The sequence below is a fragment of the Thioalkalivibrio sp. XN8 genome, assembly GCF_011058255.1.
Taxonomy (GTDB): Bacteria; Pseudomonadota; Gammaproteobacteria; order Steroidobacterales; family XN24; genus XN24.
Genome location: NZ_JAALFH010000062.1, coordinates 104,960 through 122,463 on the forward strand (window position 1 = coordinate 104,960; position 17,504 = coordinate 122,463).

Consider the following 17,504-nt stretch of genomic DNA (forward strand, 5'->3'; position numbering starts at 1 on the left):
GCCTGGCTATTGCGCCTCGACCTGCCGCTCCACGAAATTCGCGATCCGGCGCAGGGACTGCAGTTCCTCGAAGTCCAGTTCGAGCACGTCGATCTTAATGCCGTACTGCTGCTCGAGCTCGTAGATCAACCCGACCAGAGACAGCGAGTCCACCAGGCCCGACTCGAACAGGTCCTCGTCCGGCGAGTCGACGATGAGGTTAAGCCGCTCGCGGAAGAGTCGGGTGAGGTCCTCGATAGTGACAGGCGTCGGGGTATTCATTGGCTAGCGAACTCTTCCTGGAGCAGGTCGAACAGCGTCCGGTCGACCGTGCGGTCGCCGAGACGGTGGCAGCGGCGCTGGATGCCGATGCGACGGAACCCGTGCCGCTCAAGCACGCGTTCCGAGGCAGGATTGCCCGTGGCCACCCACGCCCAGGCGCTTTCCAGTCCGAGCTCGCCGAAGCCATGCGCCAGCAGCGCGCCGACGGCACGACTGGTCAGGCCCTGGCGCGCGAAACGCTTGTCGCCGAGGACGTACCAGACCATGGCGGTGCGTGACTCAGGAGCGATATTGCTAAACGCCACCAGGCCGGCCGGCGTCTCCGTCTCATCGCCCGCCGTAAATATCCGGAGACAGTGCACGGGTCGCAAGCACATCGCGCGCAGCGTCAACGGAGTGAGGCTGTGGACATCTTCACCGAAATCCAACCACGGTGAATGGGCCGGGTCGGCGGTCCACCCGGCTGCAAGCTCGATCAGTTCGTTATCCAATTCCAGTAAGCGCACCTCAGGCCCCGAACAATCCTCGTAAAGCGACACGATCGACCTTGCCGTTCTGATTGCGCGGCAGCGCTTCCAGCCGCTCCCAACGGCTCGGCAACATGTAGGAAGGGAGCAACGCCGACAAGGCGCGGCGCAGAACCGCCGCTTCCGCCATCTCGTCGCCGTCAGGAACGAAAGCGCAGCAGATGGTCTTACCGTTGAAGTCCGCGGCATCCACGGCGACGATCGCGGACTCGCGCAGTCCGGCCAGCGTATGCATTGCGGCCTCGATCTCGCCCAGTTCGATGCGGTAGCCGCGGCTCTTGACCTGGGTGTCGGCGCGGCCGTGGAAGTAATAGAGGCCATCGCTTCCTCGACGCGCAAGGTCGCCGGTCCGGTAGATCCGCAGGGCGCCACCCCCGGGCGCCGGCCAGTCAAGGAATGCGGCGGCCGTCTTCTCCGCGTCCTGCCAGTAGCCGGGGCTGAGGCCGACGCCCGCGATATAGAGGTCGCCGACCACCTCCGGCGGGCATTCCTTCATCTCGCCATCCAGCACCAGCAGTCGCTCTCCCTCGCAGGGCTGCCCGATGGGAATCTCGGCCCGCGGGTCTGCGGGCCTCTCGGTCGGCGAGTACCAGCTCGAGGCGATGGTTGCTTCGGTCGGGCCGTAGAGGTTGGTGAACTGGACGTGCGGCAAGCGTTCCATCAGGTAAATTAGGGTCGGAGTCGGCAGCGCCTCGCCGCACCAGATCATCCGCTTCAGCCCAGGAAAGTCCCCTGGCCGCACGACATCGAAACGTGCCAACAAGTTGAGCGCCCCGGGCACCGAAAACCACTGGGTGAGCTCGCGATCGGCGATGAACTCGCGCAGTTTCGGCGCGAGGATGTTGGCGCTCTTCGGGACGAAATGCAGCTCCGCGCCGGCGGCCAGGGCACCATAGAGATCGAAGGTGCTGAGATCGAAAGCCAGCGGCGAATGGGCCGAGATCCGCTCACCGGGTCTGATGCCGAAATGCTTAACGCCCCAATCCACGAAAGAGATCACGTTGGCATGGGTGATGACCACGCCCTTCGGTACGCCGGTGGAGCCAGAAGTAAAAAGGAGGTGCGCCGGGGAATATGAGGAGCGCCCCTTGCGCCGCAGCGGCGCATCGCTCTCGAGGCCCCCGAGGTCGAGCGAGCTCTGGAATCGATCGCCGGCGAGCGGCTGCTCCTGCAGCGCCATGACCTGGGCGGACAACGTATCGAGCTCGGCCAACACACCATCGAGGAGCTTGGCGGCAGCCGCCGAAACCATGACCACTCGCGGCGCTGCTGCCCGCAGCACATGGGCCACGCGGGGCGCCGGGCTGTCGGCATCGACCGGGACGTAGACCCCGCCGACCTCGAGCACCCCGAGGATGCCGGCAATCGTATCGATCGAGCGGGGCGCGATGACCGCCACCCGATCCCCGGGCGCCAGTCCCGCCGCCGCCAGGCGGGCGCCGATCACCCCGGCCCGTCGGGCCAGGCCCACGAACGAGATCGTGTCGTCGCCGTCGCGCAGCGCCACGCCGTCCGGCCAGCGCTCGGCGGCGCGGTGCAGGTAGTCCTGCAGTTCGCGGACGGCCATCCAGTTCAGTCCTGGCCCGCTATCGCGAGGCGGAAGACCTGGCCAGTGTGCTCGAGCTCCTCCTGGTCCGGCGGGATGTCCAGGATGAAGGTGCGGAAGCCCTGCGCGATATAACCGGCGATGAGCTTCGCCACCTGTGCATGGCTGCCGACCAGGTAGGGGCAGAAGGTTTTGCCGGACTTAAAGGGGTGCAGCCAGTAGACGTCGCGCGCCGGGCCTTCGTCGCTGGCCGACAGCTGCTTGTGCCAGTGCGAGTCCGAGACCTTCATCGCCATCTGGTGCTCCAGCTCGCCGCGCCGGTCCTCGGGGAACCGCTCTTCCGCGACGGCCCAGGCCGCTTCAGGGGTGTCGCGCGCGATGATCCCGACCCGGACCCCGAAATCGATCCCGGCGTCCGGCGGCAGCCCGGGCTCTTTGCCCGGCGGCTGGGGGTAGCGGATCGCAGTGGCGCCGACCTGCTGGGCGCAGGCCAGCCCGGCCGGCGAAGAGCCGGACAGCAGAATGCCCGGCTGCAGCTCGTCCGGGACCGGGGGCGACATCTTGAGGCCCTGGACCTTGTAGTAGCGCCCCTCAAAGCTGTAGCCGCGCGGGTTCTCCAGCACGCCGCGGATGACCTGGGTGAACTCGCCGGTGCGCAGGTAACGGTCGTCGTGCGGGGTCTCGTCCCCGAGTGCCTGGAGGTCGTTGACAAAGCCGCCCGCCAGCATGTTGAGGTAAAGCCGGCGTCCGTGCATGAAGGCCATCGAGGCCACCATCTTGGCCACGGAGTAGGGATGCATGTAAATGGGCTGGACGGCGACGAGGGGCGCCAGCGACTCCGTCGCATGCAAGATCTCCTGGCTGACGAGCCATGGATCGACCAGCGAGTTGTCGGTGTAGACGAGGATGCCGCGGCAGCCCGCCTCCTCGCTCCAGCGCGCCACATCGGCCACGCGCGCAAGATAATCGGGACTCGCGCTGTCCTTGGATTGCGGGCACGTCGAGAAGACGTCGATATCGCGGAACGTCGGCGTTGTACTGCGGTTAACTTCACTGGACATAACTTGCGCGACGACTCCTGAGATTGCGTGGGGTTTTCGTCAAATCGTGCTGGTGGTCAGTTGTTCCCGGGCGCCTCTTCAAAGGGTTCGAAGCGAATGCCCATCAACCACTCGCCCTCGATGCGAGAAATGTTGTTGTCGAGGGTCAGCACCGCGTCCAGGATTTCCTTGTTGCCGGAATGGACCAGTACCCGGTGGCCGAACGATATGCGCGAGCGATACGAGGCCAGGACATCGGCGACCCGGCCATCGATCCGACCGCTAACCGCGTGTACGTCCCTGCGCGCCGCCTCTGCCATCAGGGCCGCGAAAACACGGGGCAAGCTGCGGGGGACAGCTTGCAGGTCCAGCACCTGGAACACCCCGTCGGGCCGGGCCTGGCCGATGAACCAGCCGATCACGCCGCGCGAATCCTTTACCTCGCAGGCCACCGCTTCGCCGAAATAGGAGTACGCCGTCAGCTGGCGAAAGATCCAATCCACGAGCTCCGGGGAATACACCATCCGGAGCCGGACCCCGGTATCCACGGTTGCCGCAAGCTCTGCGAATCTTCCGGCGGACAGCGGCGTTGCCTCCGGCAACGGAACAGGGGGCCTGTGCAAAGCCTTGTTCCAGCGCCCGTCGGCCAATCGATCGACCACCACAGCCAGTGGGTGCAGGGCGCGCGCAAGGAAACGGAAGGCCCTGCGCCGGCGTCTGGCCAAAGACTTTGTTGCCGCTCTTGCCGGGCGGAGCGAAATGGTCCATTCGATGCTCTGCGGGACCGCCACCTTGCCCCCGAGCAGCTCCCAAAGCTTGCTGACGCCGGCGCCCGCACCATCGGAAAGGGTCAGCTCCTGTCCCGCCTGTACGGCTGCCTTGATGAGCTGGGCGCCCGCAGCCTTGGTGCGGAGCTCGGGAACCACGAACACGGGCCCAACCGACGCAAGCCTGCGGCGCACGCCATCAAACTCGAACTCCCGGACCTGTACGCCCTGGAATCCTGCAACCTCACCGCCGGCCTCCAGGACCAGCGAGGGAAGATCCGCTGCGCAAACCGGCGCCTCGATGAAGAGCTTCCGGAACTCGCTCTCGAGGCCCGCCGGCGCCGGCCCCGTGCCCCGGCGGATGATTCTCTGATAAAGAGCCGCCACTTCGGGAATGTCTTTGCCTTCCAAGGGACGGATGATCATGAGCGAAGACCTCGACGGCAGCCTACCGGGACCCTGGGGAGACCGCGAGCTGAGCCACGGCACGACGCTTGCCCCTGGTCAGGACATGCCAATGATATTCCCTGAGAAACTTGCGGAACTCCGGGTTCTCGTAGCGAGGAAGCCGCCTCAAGGCGCTACGAATCCAGCCCCAGAGCACTGCCATGCTGCCGATAACGTAGGGCCGCTCATTGAGCCGAAACGCCGCGCTGGCCATCATGTAAAGCAATCCTGTGCCCATGAAATACTGCCCGTAGCCGTGCCGCATCCGGCCGGTCAGGATGCCCTGCTGACTGGAGCCCATCGGCCGGAGATGGACGAACCGGAGCTCCGGCTCGTCCCAGCTGCAAGCCACCCAGCCTCGCATTCGACACATGTGACAATCAATGCCGTCCCACATGACCTCGCGCACGAACCCGCCGATCGCCTCGAAGCACGAGACCCGGTAGAACTTCGTCATGCCGAGCGACGTGTCATCCCCGTGACGTTCGAACACCAATTCCCCGTCCCGCTCGATGTAGGCTTTGCCGCTGCAGGTCGCGATGCGGGGATCTGCCTCCATGCGTCTCATCAGCAACTCAAAGTATCGCGGCGGCAGCTCCAGGTCGAGGTCGAGCTTGCAAAGATAATCGAAGTCCTCTGGATCAAATGTCCGGTAACCGGCATAGAACGCGTCGATGACCCCGGGACCGACGGCCCTGTGCCCCCGGTCTTCCCGGGTAACCACTTCTATCCAGGGATGTGCTTCCGCATACTCCCGCAGAATCGCCGGCGTCTCGTCGGTTGACCCATCGTCCACGATCACCCACCTGGCCGGTTGCTCGGACTGGGCGATGACACTGTCGAGAGTCCGGCGCATGTACCTGGCCTCGTTCCTGCATGGCGAGACGAGAACGTAGCGCCTTTCGCGTGTAGCCATCGGTACTCCAAAATCTCCTTTCGAAACACAGTATTTCAAACCATCCGGCCATAATGTTAACTGGCTCTAAGTTCAGATCTCAGTCGCCCGGATAATAGCAAGACCGCTTGGTTGCCAAGACAGACAGGGACACATCAAATTGACCGATCTGAACCCCAGAGAGCCCCAGGTATCGGTGGTCCTCGTGTCCTACCAGTCGAGGGAAACGATCGGCCGCACGCTCGACGCCCTGCAACGGGCCCGGGAATCGATGGGCATCAGGACCATCGTTGTAGACAACGCCAGCTCGGATGGGACCGCCGACTTCGTGGCCGAGTACCATCCCTGGGTCAGCCTGGTTCGAGGCCACGAAAACGTGGGCTTCGGCAAGGGATGCAACATCGCGTTACGCGACGTCGCATCGCCCTATGTGCTCTTTCTGAATCCGGACGCGGTCTGCGGCCTGCCTGCGCTTCAGGCCATGTTGGCGTTGATGGAGTCCCGGCCGTCCATCGGCATCCTGGGTCCCGCGGTGGTCGAGGCATCGGGGCAGCTGCAGCCCTCCGGGGCCCTGCCGACGCCATGGACCGTGATGTGGAAACCTGCCTTCCCCGGATGGGCGAGCCGCGGGATGCGCCATGTGCAGCCGGGGGAGTTGCCGCGCCGGACGAGCTGGATCTGCGGCTCTGTCATGCTGGTCCGGATGTCGATGGTCAAGGAGATCGGGGGATTCGACCCGCGATTCTTCCTCTATTTCGAGGAATCCGACCTCTGCGCCCGGGCGCACAGAGCCGGGTGGGAGGTCTGGACTTCGGGCCAAGCGGTCTGCGAGCACGTGAACGCTGCATCGGCAAAGAAGACCGGCGACGCGATGATGTGGGGCACGATTTCCGATCACTACTTCCGGAGCCGGATGTACTACATGGTTAAGCATCACGGCTGGCCGGCGGCTTTGGTAATGGAAGCCGGAGAGCTCGTGCTGATGTGCGCTCGCGCCGTCATCGAGAGGACCAGGGGCCGACCCTATCCGACCCTTGCAGGTCGGCTTCGAGCGCCCAAATTTCGATTGCCCGCGCCGGCGCAGGTCGCTGTCGCCGCCACATCGGCAAGGAACGGGACTCGATGATGTCAGTCAGCGACTTCAGACGGTTCGACCGTCATCCGGGCAAACCGGGTCCGGACCACTCGACTCGCCAAGTGGTTCGGTCGACGGAGTCGCCTTACGCCTTCGCCTACGCTCGGACTGCGTTCAAGTATGGGCTGCTGGCGGTGGGCCTGCAGCGGGGCGACGAGCTGCTGGTACCCGCATTCATTTGTGAATCGCTGATGCATCCCTTGCAGGAGCTCGGGATCGAGACGAGTTACTATGCGGTTGACTCCTCATTGCGGCCGATATGGTCGGATGTCGAGGCCAATGTGTCAGAGCGATCACGCGGACTGGTGCTGGTCCATTATTTTGGCCAGCCCAACGACCTGGCCCCCGGAAACGCGTTCTGCAAAAGCCATCGCCTGTTACTGATCGAAGACAACGCGCACGGATTCGGGGCCACCTGGAACGGGCGACTATTGGGCACGTTCGGAGCAATGGGAATTACCGCGCCGCGAAAATCGTTTCCGGTCAGGAATGGCGCATACCTGCATCTCGGGAACGAATGGCAGATGGATCTTCCCGAGTTGGCACCCCAGCCAGACCCAAGGAACCGGCTCAGGGCGTGGTTGGCAAGTCATGCCCGGCAGTCCCCTCGCTGGCTGGCCAGCCGGCGCGAACTCCGGCGACGCCGCGGACCCGCTCCACCCTATCATTCCCAGTACGCGTATCGGGACCCGCCCCTCGCGGAAGATTACGGGATGGACTCAAATGCCGCGGCGATGCTCGAGACGCAGGACCTGGCCTCAATCCGGCAGCAGCGCCAGGCGATCTTCGAGGTCTGGTCTGAATGGGCCGAGACCCGGGGCCTCGAGCCAGTGTTCGAATGCGCGGACCCGGGATCCATGCCGCTGGTATTCCCGGCGCTGGTCTCGGACCCAAGCGAGGCGCGGCAATGGTTTCAAAAAGGCCACGCGGCAGGCATCGACATCCACTCCTGGCCAACGCTCCCGCTGGACATCGTCGCCGAGGACGCCGCCGCGATGCGCCTTTGGGGAAGGTTGGTGTGTTTCCCGATCCACCAGTATATGGATCCGAACGCGCTCGCAACGCGATTGAAGCAGCTATGACCACTGAAACCAACTCAAGCGTCCTGACGTCCGAGGAGCTGGAATGGGACGCCTTCGTGAGCCGAAACCCGCTCGGGCATCACGAACAGACGAGCATGTATGCGCGCATGCGCCTAGCCTACGGGTTCTCATGCGAGCGGGTGGTAATCCACTCATCCGGGCAGATTGTGGGCGGAGCCCAGGTCCTGTTTCGGCGCACGCCGATCGGGACGTTCGGCGTGCTGCAACGCGGGCCGCTGGCCCGGGAAGATGATCCCGACGTCCTCGCTGCGGTCGTCGAGCGGCTCGACGAGGTGGCACAAGAGGCCAGAGCGGTTTCGCTGCGTGTCCAGACGTTCTGCCTCCAGGCGAATGCGAGGGCCGCCCTCGAAATGGACGGATTCATCGAGGACGAGTCCTGGGTGGGGCGGCAGACCACGACGGTTGCGCGCCTCGGCTTTTCGGACGAGGACTTGCTTGCTCGCATGGCCAAGCAGGGCCGCTACAAGACGCGTCTCGCAAAGCGCTCCGGCGTTGTAGTGTCAGTCGGTGGCGCTGACACACTCGAAGAATTCTTCGCCCTACACCAGATGACCGCCGAGCATCACGGCTTTCCTATCTTCCCCCGCAGTTACTACAACTACATCTGGTCACTGTTCGCCGATGGTGGGCGGGTGCAGCAGTTCATCGCTGTTCACGACGGCAAGCCAGTAGCAGCGATCCTGAATGCGATCGTCGGCGATCACATGCTCTATGGCTGGGGAGGCACCGACCGAAGCGACGCGGCAAGCAAGCTCGCGGCGAATTACCTGTTGCACTACGAGGCTATGAAATGGGCCCGGGACCACGGCTGTTCGCTATACGACATGCTCGGAATCTCGTTGCAGCAGCAAGACGGGCTGACACGATTCAAGACGCGGGTTGCCCCGGAATTAAAAACCTGGCCGGCCCCGATCCGAAAATGGTACGGACCCCTTCCCGGTTTACGGGCCAACGCATCAACCTTCGCCTGGTCGAGACCGATCGCACGAAAGGTTGTCAAGCGTATTGCACGGCAGGTCGGTCTGGCCCCAAAAATGCCATGGTAAAAAAGTAGACGGTACCGGCCGCTGCCGCGTCATGGTCCAGCCTGAACCCAATGAGCGGAAGACATACAGTGGACTTCTTGGCTCCGGCCACGGCCATCGGCGGATTGCTCCGAATCCACCTATACTTCGGAGCCTCCCTGGTCGGGGCTGATCGGGACATAAAAACATGAAACGGCGTTATTGGTCGGAGTTGTCGTGAGCTTAGCCAGCCTCTCTTCATATTTCGTTGCCCTGGCAAGAAGCCCAGCCCGGAAACTCCGCATCTGGTACCGTCGGCGGTTTCGGGGGAACCACATTGTTTTCATGAGAGAGGGCCCCTATGGACCCGAAAAACACCCGACCGCCGAATTTATGGCTTATCGCGAGATCGAGGTAATCCCTCCTCCCGTCGCCGCCGCCATCGTGGAGAGGGAGAGTGAAGCGCATTTCGCACAAGACTTGGCCGAGGTCCAGGATGGATCCGTGCTCTGGGTGGCAACGGTCAATGGCGCGGTGGCGGGAGTCAGGCACTCGCGGCGTGGCAAACAGTTTCGGCACTGGTTCGTGCCAATCAGAGAAAACGACATGGTGATTTTCCGCGGCCGAACCTACCCCGAGTTTCGCGGCCAGGGCATCAGCCCCTCAATGCACAGGCACATCATGCATTCGGAGTTGGCCCCGGAGGACCGGGTTTATGCCGATTGCGCGTTGTACAACAAGCCCTCAAGACGCAGCCTGCAGAAGGCCGGATACCACCCGATCGCCACCATGAAACCGATCACTCGCGAATGGGCGCTCTATGATCAAACTGGCCCGATCTAACGACAAAGAACCGACCAATTACCGACGTCGTTCTTCGAGAAAGCCAAGCGAGTACGGCAGTTTCCTGAGCACCGCCAGCATTGAATAATTGAATGCCTCGCCCCACCCGTCGCCCCGCCTGACCTGCCCGGCCATGATTCTCGCGGCGAGCACCGCGTATGCGGCCAGCGCCATCGCCACCACCAAAAGGAAACGGGCATCGCACAGCGACAGTATGGCACCCGCCAAAACGACCGAGGGCACCACCAAAACCCACGTCACCACACTGCGGACCTCCCGACGCAGGCGTGCGCATGATGCCTCGCCGAGAACATCCAGCTGTAACGCATCTCCCCGACCTCCCCAGACAGCCCTCGACCACCATTCGCTGAAGTGAAGCAGTTGCGAATCGTGGTCCGCCATGGGAACCGGGATTCGCGCAATGCGGTAGCCCGCCTCACGTACCCGGTTACAGAAATCCAGTTCCTCGCCGGTGAGCAGCTCGGACCGGAAACCGCCTGCGCTCTCGTAAGCCTCTCTCCGTGCAAGAAAGATTCCGCCACTTCCGGCGATGTCGCCGAGAGGGAGTGAGCGCCATCTCGACGCGTTAAAGCGGTTGTAAATGGAAGCCTCCGGATAACGCTCCCTCAGCATCCCACACACTACTCCCACGGAGGGGTTATCGCCCAGGAAGTCGGCTGCAGCCTGAATCCAGCCGGGCTCAAGCACACAATCCCCATCGAGAAACTGGATCATTTGCAACTCGGGATGTCGCTCCAGCAATTTCTCGACACCCTCCTTCCTTGCCCTTGCGGCAGAGAACGGCTCACTCGGGTCGAGCTCATGCACCATAACAGCGGTGCTCGTGGCAATTTCTATGCTGTCGTCGGTGGAGCCGGAGTCCACGTAGACGACGGCTTCCACATCCGCCGGCAGCGACTTAAGAGCGTCAACGAGGTTGGGTCCCTCGTTGCGCCCGATAACCACGAAGCCAAGCTGCTCCGTCGCCACTCAAAACTCCCCTCGATCAACAGATGATTGGACAGGGAACAGCATCGGAGCGCAGCGGTAGATTGACACCCTGGCACGCCTGCCTGGACCGATGCGCTCGCCAATATCCCGGACGAGCGCGCTCCAGTCGTAGAAGACCGGCGCTCCATCGACCAGGTCCGGTCGAAGCCGCACTGAGTCCTCCACAAACGGGACGAAAATGACATGGCCCGAATCCCATCTCCGGCCCGGATCGCGCCTGAGCTCCCACCGCCGGTGTTGCTCCTTCAGCCACCGCTTCAGAGCGGAGGCACCCGAGCGACGTTTGAGCGCCTGGACCATCCGCTCCCTGGCGCTCGACGCCAGGGGGACCCGGCCCAGCGGACAGTCGCACAGCGCAGTGACCAGAATGCGGCAAGCATCCTTTTTTGCGTAGCGGAAACACCACCTGCTCTTCCCTAGGACGCAAAGCGCGGTGTCCATGGGATAGGCGCTGGCGATAATGACGTCCGCTTCAGTATCAGGCACTGTGGCGAAACTGGCCCTCGCATCCACCACGGCGGCGCGGAAAGCCTGCCGGAAATCCCCACAATGCAACGATGCGACCTGCTTGTCCTGGTTGACGACACAATTGACGCTGTATCCCAGCCCAACCAGGTCGGCGAGATCCTCCAGGTCCTGCCGGAAAGCGGTGTCTACTTCGCCGCCCCGCTGCAGCAGCCCATGCCGGCGATGGATACCGGAAATCGTCTCCAGCGCAAGTATTCCGATCAGGATCTTGGCCCCGCCGCTGAACGACACCTCGTCATGGGGATACACGCCGCTGATCGCGATCCTGGCGTCGGCCGCCACGAAGTCCTTGTGAATCCGGACAGGCACGCCCGCCGGCAGTTTCCCACAGTCGGCAAACTGGGATGCATCCCGACAGTCCGGAACGATTACTTCAACGCCTGCGGGAATGCCCCCCAGCTTACGATCAAGAATCCGGCGGTCGTCGAACTCGTGCGTTCCTACTGCAACCAACACCTTGACATTGCCAGGGCTGATGCCGCTCGCAAACATCTCGTCAAGCAAAGGACCCAAGATCGCGCTCACGGGTGTCGGTCGCGAATGATCGTCAACGACAATCGAGACCTTGCGTTGCCCCGGCCCGACGTCCCGCTTTCCAAGGAACTCCCGCACACCGGCAAGCTTGGCCCTGATGTCTTCCGGGCCCAATGGCACACGGTGACTCATGTCGTGGATCGTAATGTCCCAATGCGTGGGCAAGTTCAAGGTAACCTCAGAATCCGAACACCACGAGCCGGTCTGAAGTACAACTTCTTGGGCAACTAGGTTCGATTTCGGGTCGTGGCTTCCTGCAACCATGTTTACGCTCTCTTCGATCTTGCCCCGGCGCCGAAGTATTCCCGAAAGTAATTGCCGTATCCAACAAAAAAGGGCCTTAAATCCCCAAGTGAGAACAGGCCGAAGGCCCGCGCCCTTCGAATACTGACCAGACCGCGGAAAGCATGAGACCATTGGCCTCGCTTCTTGCGCTCCCAGGCGCCACGTAACTCGTTTCTAAGATGCAGCCAATAGACGCTGTCTCGTTGACGAATAGGGCCGATCTCAGCGCCTTGGCCCGTCACGTCCTGGAAATAAATCAGAGGAAAATTAATTCCGCATGCCGTGAATAGGCTGTTGTACCAGGGAAGCCTGGGATTGATCTCCACAAGATAATATCGACCGTCATGCGGATTCTTCTTGTACTCCACCGAGGCGAATCCGGTGTACTGCACGGAGTTGAGCAATCGCAGGGTGTCCGTGACCAAGTCTGGCATCCATCGCGTCCGGCCGAACGACATCGTGCCGAAATCAACGGGTTGCTGGCGAATCTTCTGCACCGTGCACACCTGCGTCGAAACATGGCGGCCGATGTAAACGTTGCACTGAAAAATGCCGTCCTCCGGTCCAGCAATGATCTCCTGCAACAGGGCGTGTGGGACGAGTTGCGGGGACCCTCGGAAAAGCCGCGCTAGCTCCTCCGGACCAGCCACAACCTTGTTCTTCCACGGGAACTCGACCGTGTAGGAATCGCGCGGCTTGACGAGAGCGGGAAAAGAGAAGCTGCTTGCCAGAGACGGATTCTCTGCGAAGCGGGGCAAGGGAACCAAGCGTGGCACTTTCAGCCCGCAACGTTGGGCGAGATCGTGACTGCCCACCTTATCCGTGATTTCCTGGAGCGTGGCATCATCAACTACATTAAAGGCGCAAACTTCAGCCAGGTCTCGACGGTTCCTGGCGATGAACTCGACGTAGGCGTCGCTGCTTGCGAACAACGGCGGTAGCGCCGGCGACCCCGCAGCAATCGACCGCAGCGCATCCACCAGGCGCGAGTCGTAGTCCTCCCCTTTCGCCACCGTCACCGCGGTGGCGTAACGTGAATGGGCAGCTGGCTCAGCCAGGTCCGTGCAGACCACCACGACAGGTATGCCGGCACGGCCCAATGCACGAACCTGTCCCAGGCCGTTGACGTCACCTCCCAGCACAATGGCAATGGGCAACTCGCCTTTGGCGGGTCGCGTGGATGACACTAGTCGGAACCTCCGAGATTTTCGGGCCGCTCAGCGCGCAGCGCGGCTGCGTAAACCTCTTGTATAGGAACGCCCGCCACGCGCGCCCGCTCACGGCATGATTCGTACTCGGGGTTCACGCGTTCGCTGCCAGACGGCAGCATCGAGACCTTGACTTCGACCTTGCCGAATGGCGTATGGACCTTGCAGCGCCGGCGACGGAGCATCAACCTGGGGACCTGTCTCAGGCGAATCCCGATGGTGCTGGTGTGCTCGAGCACATAGCTGGCTAGATTTTCGGCACCTTCGTTGCCTGCCAAGACCTCAAGCACATATCCCGGCCGGCCTTTTTTCATCGTCACGGGGAAAATCACCACGTCGAGCGCGCCACGCTCGAGGAGGTCGGAGACGAAGCCGCCGCCAAGCATTTCTGCGGTACAGTCGTCGATGTTACAACGGAGCTCAAACACTTCGTCTCGCAGAAGAATGGAACCAGGACCATCATGCGCCTGCGCCAGTCGGAGGCGCAGGACGTTCGCTCGGCTGGCAGGATCCAGAGATCCTCCTCCGTAAGAAGACGCCGTGACCGTGTGCACCGGCCAGTCGAAGCTGACGCCAAGTTCGCGCAGGATCGCGGCCCCGGTCGGTGTCGTCCACTCCCCCGGCAGGTCACCCGGGGTCACCAGCATGCCGTGCAAGAGCTGCTCAGTAGCCGGCGCGGGTACCGGGAGTTGTCCATGCGCCGTGTGAACCAACCCGGATCCTACACAAATCGGCGTTGAAAAAGCCGCGTCCACCTCGAGGCGCTCGATGCATACTGCAGCTGCAACAATATCGATGATCGAGTCCACGGCGCCGATCTCGTGAAACTGGACATCCGCTATCGGCATCCCGTGGAGCTGTGATTCAGCCATGGCGAGGCTCGTGAACATTTTCGACGCCCGGACCCGAATGCCTTCTTCAAGGGCTGCGCGCTCGATCATGTCGAGAATCAGCGCAAGCGGACGATGATGGCTGTCTCGTCGTGGCTTGTGGTCATCTACGTCGAATTTCCGACATGCCAACGATCCTCGAATCACTTCAGAGAACCGGCAGTGGACATGCTCCAGCCCGAGCAACCCGGGCAGGGCGACGACCTCTGCCTCACAGTCAGCGAGTGCCGCCGCCGCTGCGACGAACATGTCGCCACTGATGCCGGCGTGGGCCTCAACCAGCAACGACCGCATGGCTCGTGCCGTTGAGCTGGCGCAGGATTCGGGCCGCAGCCGCAGCGGCCCCGCAGCCGTTGTCGATGTTCATGACCGTGACCCCGCTCGCGCAGCTCGACAGCGCGGCATGCAGGGCGGCCCTGCCTCCTTCGGAAACTCCATAGCCGACGCTCGTAGGCACTGCGATTACCGGCTGGGGGAAAAGTCCTCCTACGACCGACGGCAAAGCACACTCGAAGCCGGCGAAACAAATGACCACCTGGCAACCATCGAGGGTCTTTCGATGTGCCAGCAACCGATGCAGGCCGGCGACTCCGCAATCCCCGCACTCGGTGGCGGTCCCGCCGAGAAACTCCAGGGTGATTAGGCTCTCGCGGACGACGGGCAGGTCAGAACTGCCACCGTATACAAAGGCGACACGTCCGGGCAGCGGGTCCGGAAGTGTTCGGATCATGCGAAAGGTTCGGGAGACCGGTTCGTAGATGCCGTCAAGGCCCGCGACTTGCTCGGGCAGGCACCGCGTTACCAACAGGTTCAGACCCCGCTCTTCGTGCAGACGCGCTATCTCAACAAGCTGCTCCGGCAACTTGCCGGCGCCATAAATGATCTCGGGCAGGCCGATGCGTTCCTGGCGTTGGAAATCGAGGTCAATATCAAGATGAGACATGGTGCGGTGTCACACTATTCCTAAAGCTCGATTGAGCTTGCCCGAGACAAGACCCTCGCCATCAAGCTCAACGTGACGGAAGCCGACCCGAGCGAACGCCTGGCGGACGTCGCCCCAGAGCTTCTCCAGCTCGGGAATGCGCTCGCCTGGGATCTCGATCCGGGCGAACTGGCCGTAATGACGGACTCGGCAGACGCCAAACCCGCGCGCCTGCAGCCACACCTCGGCAGCCTCGATCTGCGCCAACTTGCCCCGGTCCACCGGCTGCCCGTACGGAATCCTGGAACTGAGACAGGGGCTGGCGGGCTTGTCCCACATGCTCAGGCCGTACGCTCGCGCAAGTTCCCGAACAAGGGACTTGCCGATACCGCACTCGAGCAAGGGATGGCGAACATGCCGCTCCCTCGCCGCCTGAAGCCCCGGCCGATAGTCGCCCAGGTCATCCAGATTGGCCCCACTACAGATCCACCACTCGCCGGTCTCCCGGTCGAGATGGGACCGGATCGCGGAATATAGGGAGTTCTTGCAGTGATAGCACCGGTTAGGCGGATTCGACGCGTAGTCCGGGTTATCCAGTTCCCGGGGATTCACCATCTGTAGCGTAATGTCGTGGGTCGCGGCAAACTTCTCGGCGATCTCGAGATCTTTGCGCTTCAGGCTGGGCGAGTCGCCAGTCCAGGCCGTTGCTCGGCGTTTGCCAAGGGCCCTGCGGGCCCAAAAGGCCACCAGTGCAGAGTCCACGCCGCCAGAGAATGCGACGGCGACGCGCGGGGCCGCCGTGAACCAGTGGTTCAACCGCATCTCAGCCGCTGCCAAATCTTCTACGTTCCACATACGCTCAGGTTGGCCGGGGTTGACGCGTTGGCAGCCGAGATGGCCTTGCTGAGTTACGTCGCGTTGGGAGGACTCTCTTTTCAGTCAAGGCAATCTGGCAACGCCCCGCTAGAGCGCCTGCGACCAACCAGAAAATCGGGTTCCGGAAATCGTTGGGAATCATGTAGAGCAATGACAACGCAATGATCATCGCCAGTGCTGCGGTCGCGGGATCGAAAGGGTCTTGCTGTCGGCGTTGTTGCCGCCAAAGCAGTATGAGTGGCAACGCCACCAGGCCGAATTGCGCGATGTAACCGATCCAACCATACGTCCCGATCACGATAATCCATGCGCCATCCGTTACGCTTAGATCGCGCCCGGACACCTCATCGTAGAGTCGGTTACGGCCCCATCCTCCCCAACCGGATAGCGGCTTCTCGAGGGCACGCTCGAGCAGGGCATCCTCATGGTAGAGCCTGAAACGTAACGATGCAGCACGACGCTCATCCACTATTTCCGCGGCACTGATGATCGTCTCAATCGGCACAAGGCCGACACCCCGAAGAAGCGGAAAACTGAGGAAAGTCACAGCTACAAACGCAGCCAGCAGCAGCTGATTGCGTACCGACAATAGCAGAACCGCCGGCACGAATACCATGACTAACACAACCGCTGCGAGATTGCGGGAGAGCAATAAGGCCAACGCGATCCAGATACCCCCGACTACCCAGGGGCCCTTCGCCAAGCCGGCCGTCGCCCTCACACGGAATTGACCTGACGAAGCCAGTAGCGCGGTAGCAAGGAAAAGACCGACCGCCAACCCATGCTCAAGAAAGACGATCGGACGAAAACCTCCGCCGCGTATATGCTGCACCCAGTCGTGCTGGAAGAAACCGTAGATCCAGATATGCAGTCGCGGGCTCATTCGGAACTCAAAGAGAACAAAGAACGAATAGACCACGCCAGCCACCGCAAGAGCTGTGACGAGGTAACGATGCTCATCCCTGGTGGCCACGAATCGCAATCCGAGGATGAATGGAATCACCGCGATAAAAAGATTGATGGACATCGAGAGCCCATCATATAGACTCAATCCTGAGATGATCCGCGGGCCGGCCGTCACACCGTCGCCATTACGAAAAACCGTCAAGAAGGGAGACAAAACTACTGCAAGCAAGAATACGAAAAAAAGCCTCGTTCCCGGCCTGCCAAGCGGCACCCCGTTAAAGCTTGCGCCTTCCGCTTGTAAACCAGCCTTCATAGACTGAGAACGCAGAGAACGAATGGAAGATCGTCTTGCATCTCTATGGGCAAGCGACATCCTTTGTGTCAAAAGTAAAGCCACAAGACTAATCACCGACGCCTTGTCAAGGGGCGGCACCAACGGCAAATCGACAACGGTTCTGGATGGAAGAAGCAAGTACCCGCTAAGCACGGATAGAATCAAGGCCTTCGGAACTGGCAACATCCGAAACAAAGCGAACATAACCAACGGCCAGCTGAAAAGCGCTATGTAGGCAAAACTATTAGGCATATGGCAATAGTCAGTTGGACTGGCGCAACCCTGAGAGATTGAGCTTAAGATTACCGAATAACGCGCAAAAAAAAAGCGGAAAACGTCGTTGGGGTCGAGCTTCTACTAAGTGCAGACTGAAAGTCGAGAACAACCCAGCTTGCTCCCGTGGGTCCCGCCCTCCGAACACCATCGGAAACGCAGAAAATTG

17 protein-coding genes are annotated in these 17,504 nt (G+C 61.9%); 4 read left to right on the forward strand and 13 right to left on the reverse strand.

Annotated features, from left to right (window positions below; translation table 11 throughout):
- Positions 1 to 6: 6 nt before the first annotated feature.
- From G6N75_RS09240 to G6N75_RS09265, 6 genes are read right to left on the reverse strand one after another with little or no spacing between them, the layout of a single operon-like run.
- Entirely contained in the window at positions 7 to 261 is a 255-nt protein-coding gene (locus G6N75_RS09240; RefSeq protein WP_165348061.1) for a phosphopantetheine-binding protein, read from the reverse strand.
- Positions 258 to 800, reverse strand: a complete 543-nt coding sequence (locus tag G6N75_RS09245; protein ID WP_346765514.1) for a GNAT family protein — start codon at positions 798 to 800, stop codon at positions 258 to 260. Before G6N75_RS09245 ends, G6N75_RS09240 begins: the two co-directional genes overlap by 4 nt.
- On the reverse strand, positions 769 to 2,355 hold the full coding sequence (locus G6N75_RS09250) for an amino acid adenylation domain-containing protein (protein ID WP_165348063.1): 1,587 nt from the start codon (positions 2,353 to 2,355) through the stop codon (positions 769 to 771). Before G6N75_RS09250 ends, G6N75_RS09245 begins: the two co-directional genes overlap by 32 nt.
- A gap of 5 nt (positions 2,356 to 2,360) precedes the next feature.
- Entirely contained in the window at positions 2,361 to 3,395 is a 1,035-nt protein-coding gene (locus G6N75_RS09255; RefSeq protein WP_165348064.1) for an LLM class flavin-dependent oxidoreductase, read from the reverse strand.
- A 56-nt stretch (positions 3,396 to 3,451) separates the two neighbouring features.
- A complete protein-coding gene (locus G6N75_RS09260; RefSeq protein ID WP_165348065.1) occupies positions 3,452 to 4,567 on the reverse strand; it encodes a hypothetical protein in 1,116 nt (371 codons plus the stop codon).
- A gap of 22 nt (positions 4,568 to 4,589) precedes the next feature.
- On the reverse strand, positions 4,590 to 5,504 hold the full coding sequence (locus G6N75_RS09265; RefSeq protein ID WP_165348066.1) for a glycosyltransferase family A protein: 915 nt from the start codon (positions 5,502 to 5,504) through the stop codon (positions 4,590 to 4,592).
- Positions 5,505 to 5,643: 139 nt separating this feature from the next.
- Here G6N75_RS09265 and G6N75_RS09270 point away from each other — a divergent pair, with 139 nt between their 5' ends.
- From G6N75_RS09270 to G6N75_RS09285, 4 genes are all read left to right on the forward strand, one after another.
- Positions 5,644 to 6,609, forward strand: a complete 966-nt coding sequence (locus G6N75_RS09270; RefSeq protein ID WP_165348067.1) for a glycosyltransferase family 2 protein — start codon at positions 5,644 to 5,646, stop codon at positions 6,607 to 6,609.
- Positions 6,606 to 7,700 carry a DegT/DnrJ/EryC1/StrS family aminotransferase gene (locus G6N75_RS09275; RefSeq protein ID WP_165348068.1) on the forward strand — a complete coding sequence of 365 codons (1,095 nt, stop codon included), beginning with the start codon at positions 6,606 to 6,608 and terminating at the stop codon, positions 7,698 to 7,700. The genes G6N75_RS09270 and G6N75_RS09275 overlap by 4 nt, the downstream gene beginning before the upstream one ends.
- Positions 7,697 to 8,767 carry a peptidoglycan bridge formation glycyltransferase FemA/FemB family protein gene (locus G6N75_RS09280; protein WP_165348069.1) on the forward strand — a complete coding sequence of 357 codons (1,071 nt, stop codon included), beginning with the start codon at positions 7,697 to 7,699 and terminating at the stop codon, positions 8,765 to 8,767. The genes G6N75_RS09275 and G6N75_RS09280 overlap by 4 nt, the downstream gene beginning before the upstream one ends.
- A gap of 303 nt (positions 8,768 to 9,070) precedes the next feature.
- The gene (locus tag G6N75_RS09285; RefSeq protein ID WP_165348070.1) at positions 9,071 to 9,568 is read left to right on the forward strand and encodes a GNAT family protein; all 498 of its coding nucleotides are present in this window, start codon (positions 9,071 to 9,073) and stop codon (positions 9,566 to 9,568) included.
- Positions 9,569 to 9,586: 18 nt separating this feature from the next.
- Here G6N75_RS09285 and G6N75_RS09290 read toward each other — a convergent pair whose 3' ends face one another.
- From G6N75_RS09290 to G6N75_RS09320, 7 genes are all read right to left on the reverse strand, one after another.
- Entirely contained in the window at positions 9,587 to 10,558 is a 972-nt protein-coding gene (locus tag G6N75_RS09290; RefSeq protein WP_165348071.1) for a glycosyltransferase, read from the reverse strand.
- Complete coding sequence (locus G6N75_RS09295; RefSeq protein ID WP_240901040.1) at positions 10,559 to 11,773, reverse strand: lactate racemase domain-containing protein; 1,215 nt, start codon at positions 11,771 to 11,773, stop codon at positions 10,559 to 10,561.
- A 134-nt stretch (positions 11,774 to 11,907) separates the two neighbouring features.
- The gene (locus G6N75_RS15565; RefSeq protein WP_165348073.1) at positions 11,908 to 13,113 is read right to left on the reverse strand and encodes a hypothetical protein; all 1,206 of its coding nucleotides are present in this window, start codon (positions 13,111 to 13,113) and stop codon (positions 11,908 to 11,910) included.
- On the reverse strand, positions 13,113 to 14,318 hold the full coding sequence (gene larC, locus G6N75_RS09305) for a nickel pincer cofactor biosynthesis protein LarC (RefSeq protein ID WP_165348074.1): 1,206 nt from the start codon (positions 14,316 to 14,318) through the stop codon (positions 13,113 to 13,115). The genes G6N75_RS15565 and larC overlap by 1 nt, the downstream gene beginning before the upstream one ends.
- Positions 14,299 to 14,967: a nickel pincer cofactor biosynthesis protein LarB gene (gene larB / locus G6N75_RS09310; protein ID WP_165348075.1), complete on the reverse strand. Its 669-nt coding sequence runs from the start codon at positions 14,965 to 14,967 to the stop codon at positions 14,299 to 14,301. The genes larC and larB overlap by 20 nt, the downstream gene beginning before the upstream one ends.
- A 9-nt stretch (positions 14,968 to 14,976) precedes the next feature.
- A complete protein-coding gene (gene larE, locus G6N75_RS09315; protein ID WP_206203041.1) occupies positions 14,977 to 15,762 on the reverse strand; it encodes an ATP-dependent sacrificial sulfur transferase LarE in 786 nt (261 codons plus the stop codon).
- A 43-nt stretch (positions 15,763 to 15,805) separates the two neighbouring features.
- Positions 15,806 to 17,266, reverse strand: a complete 1,461-nt coding sequence (locus G6N75_RS09320; protein ID WP_165348077.1) for a hypothetical protein — start codon at positions 17,264 to 17,266, stop codon at positions 15,806 to 15,808.
- Positions 17,267 to 17,504: the final 238 nt, after the last annotated feature.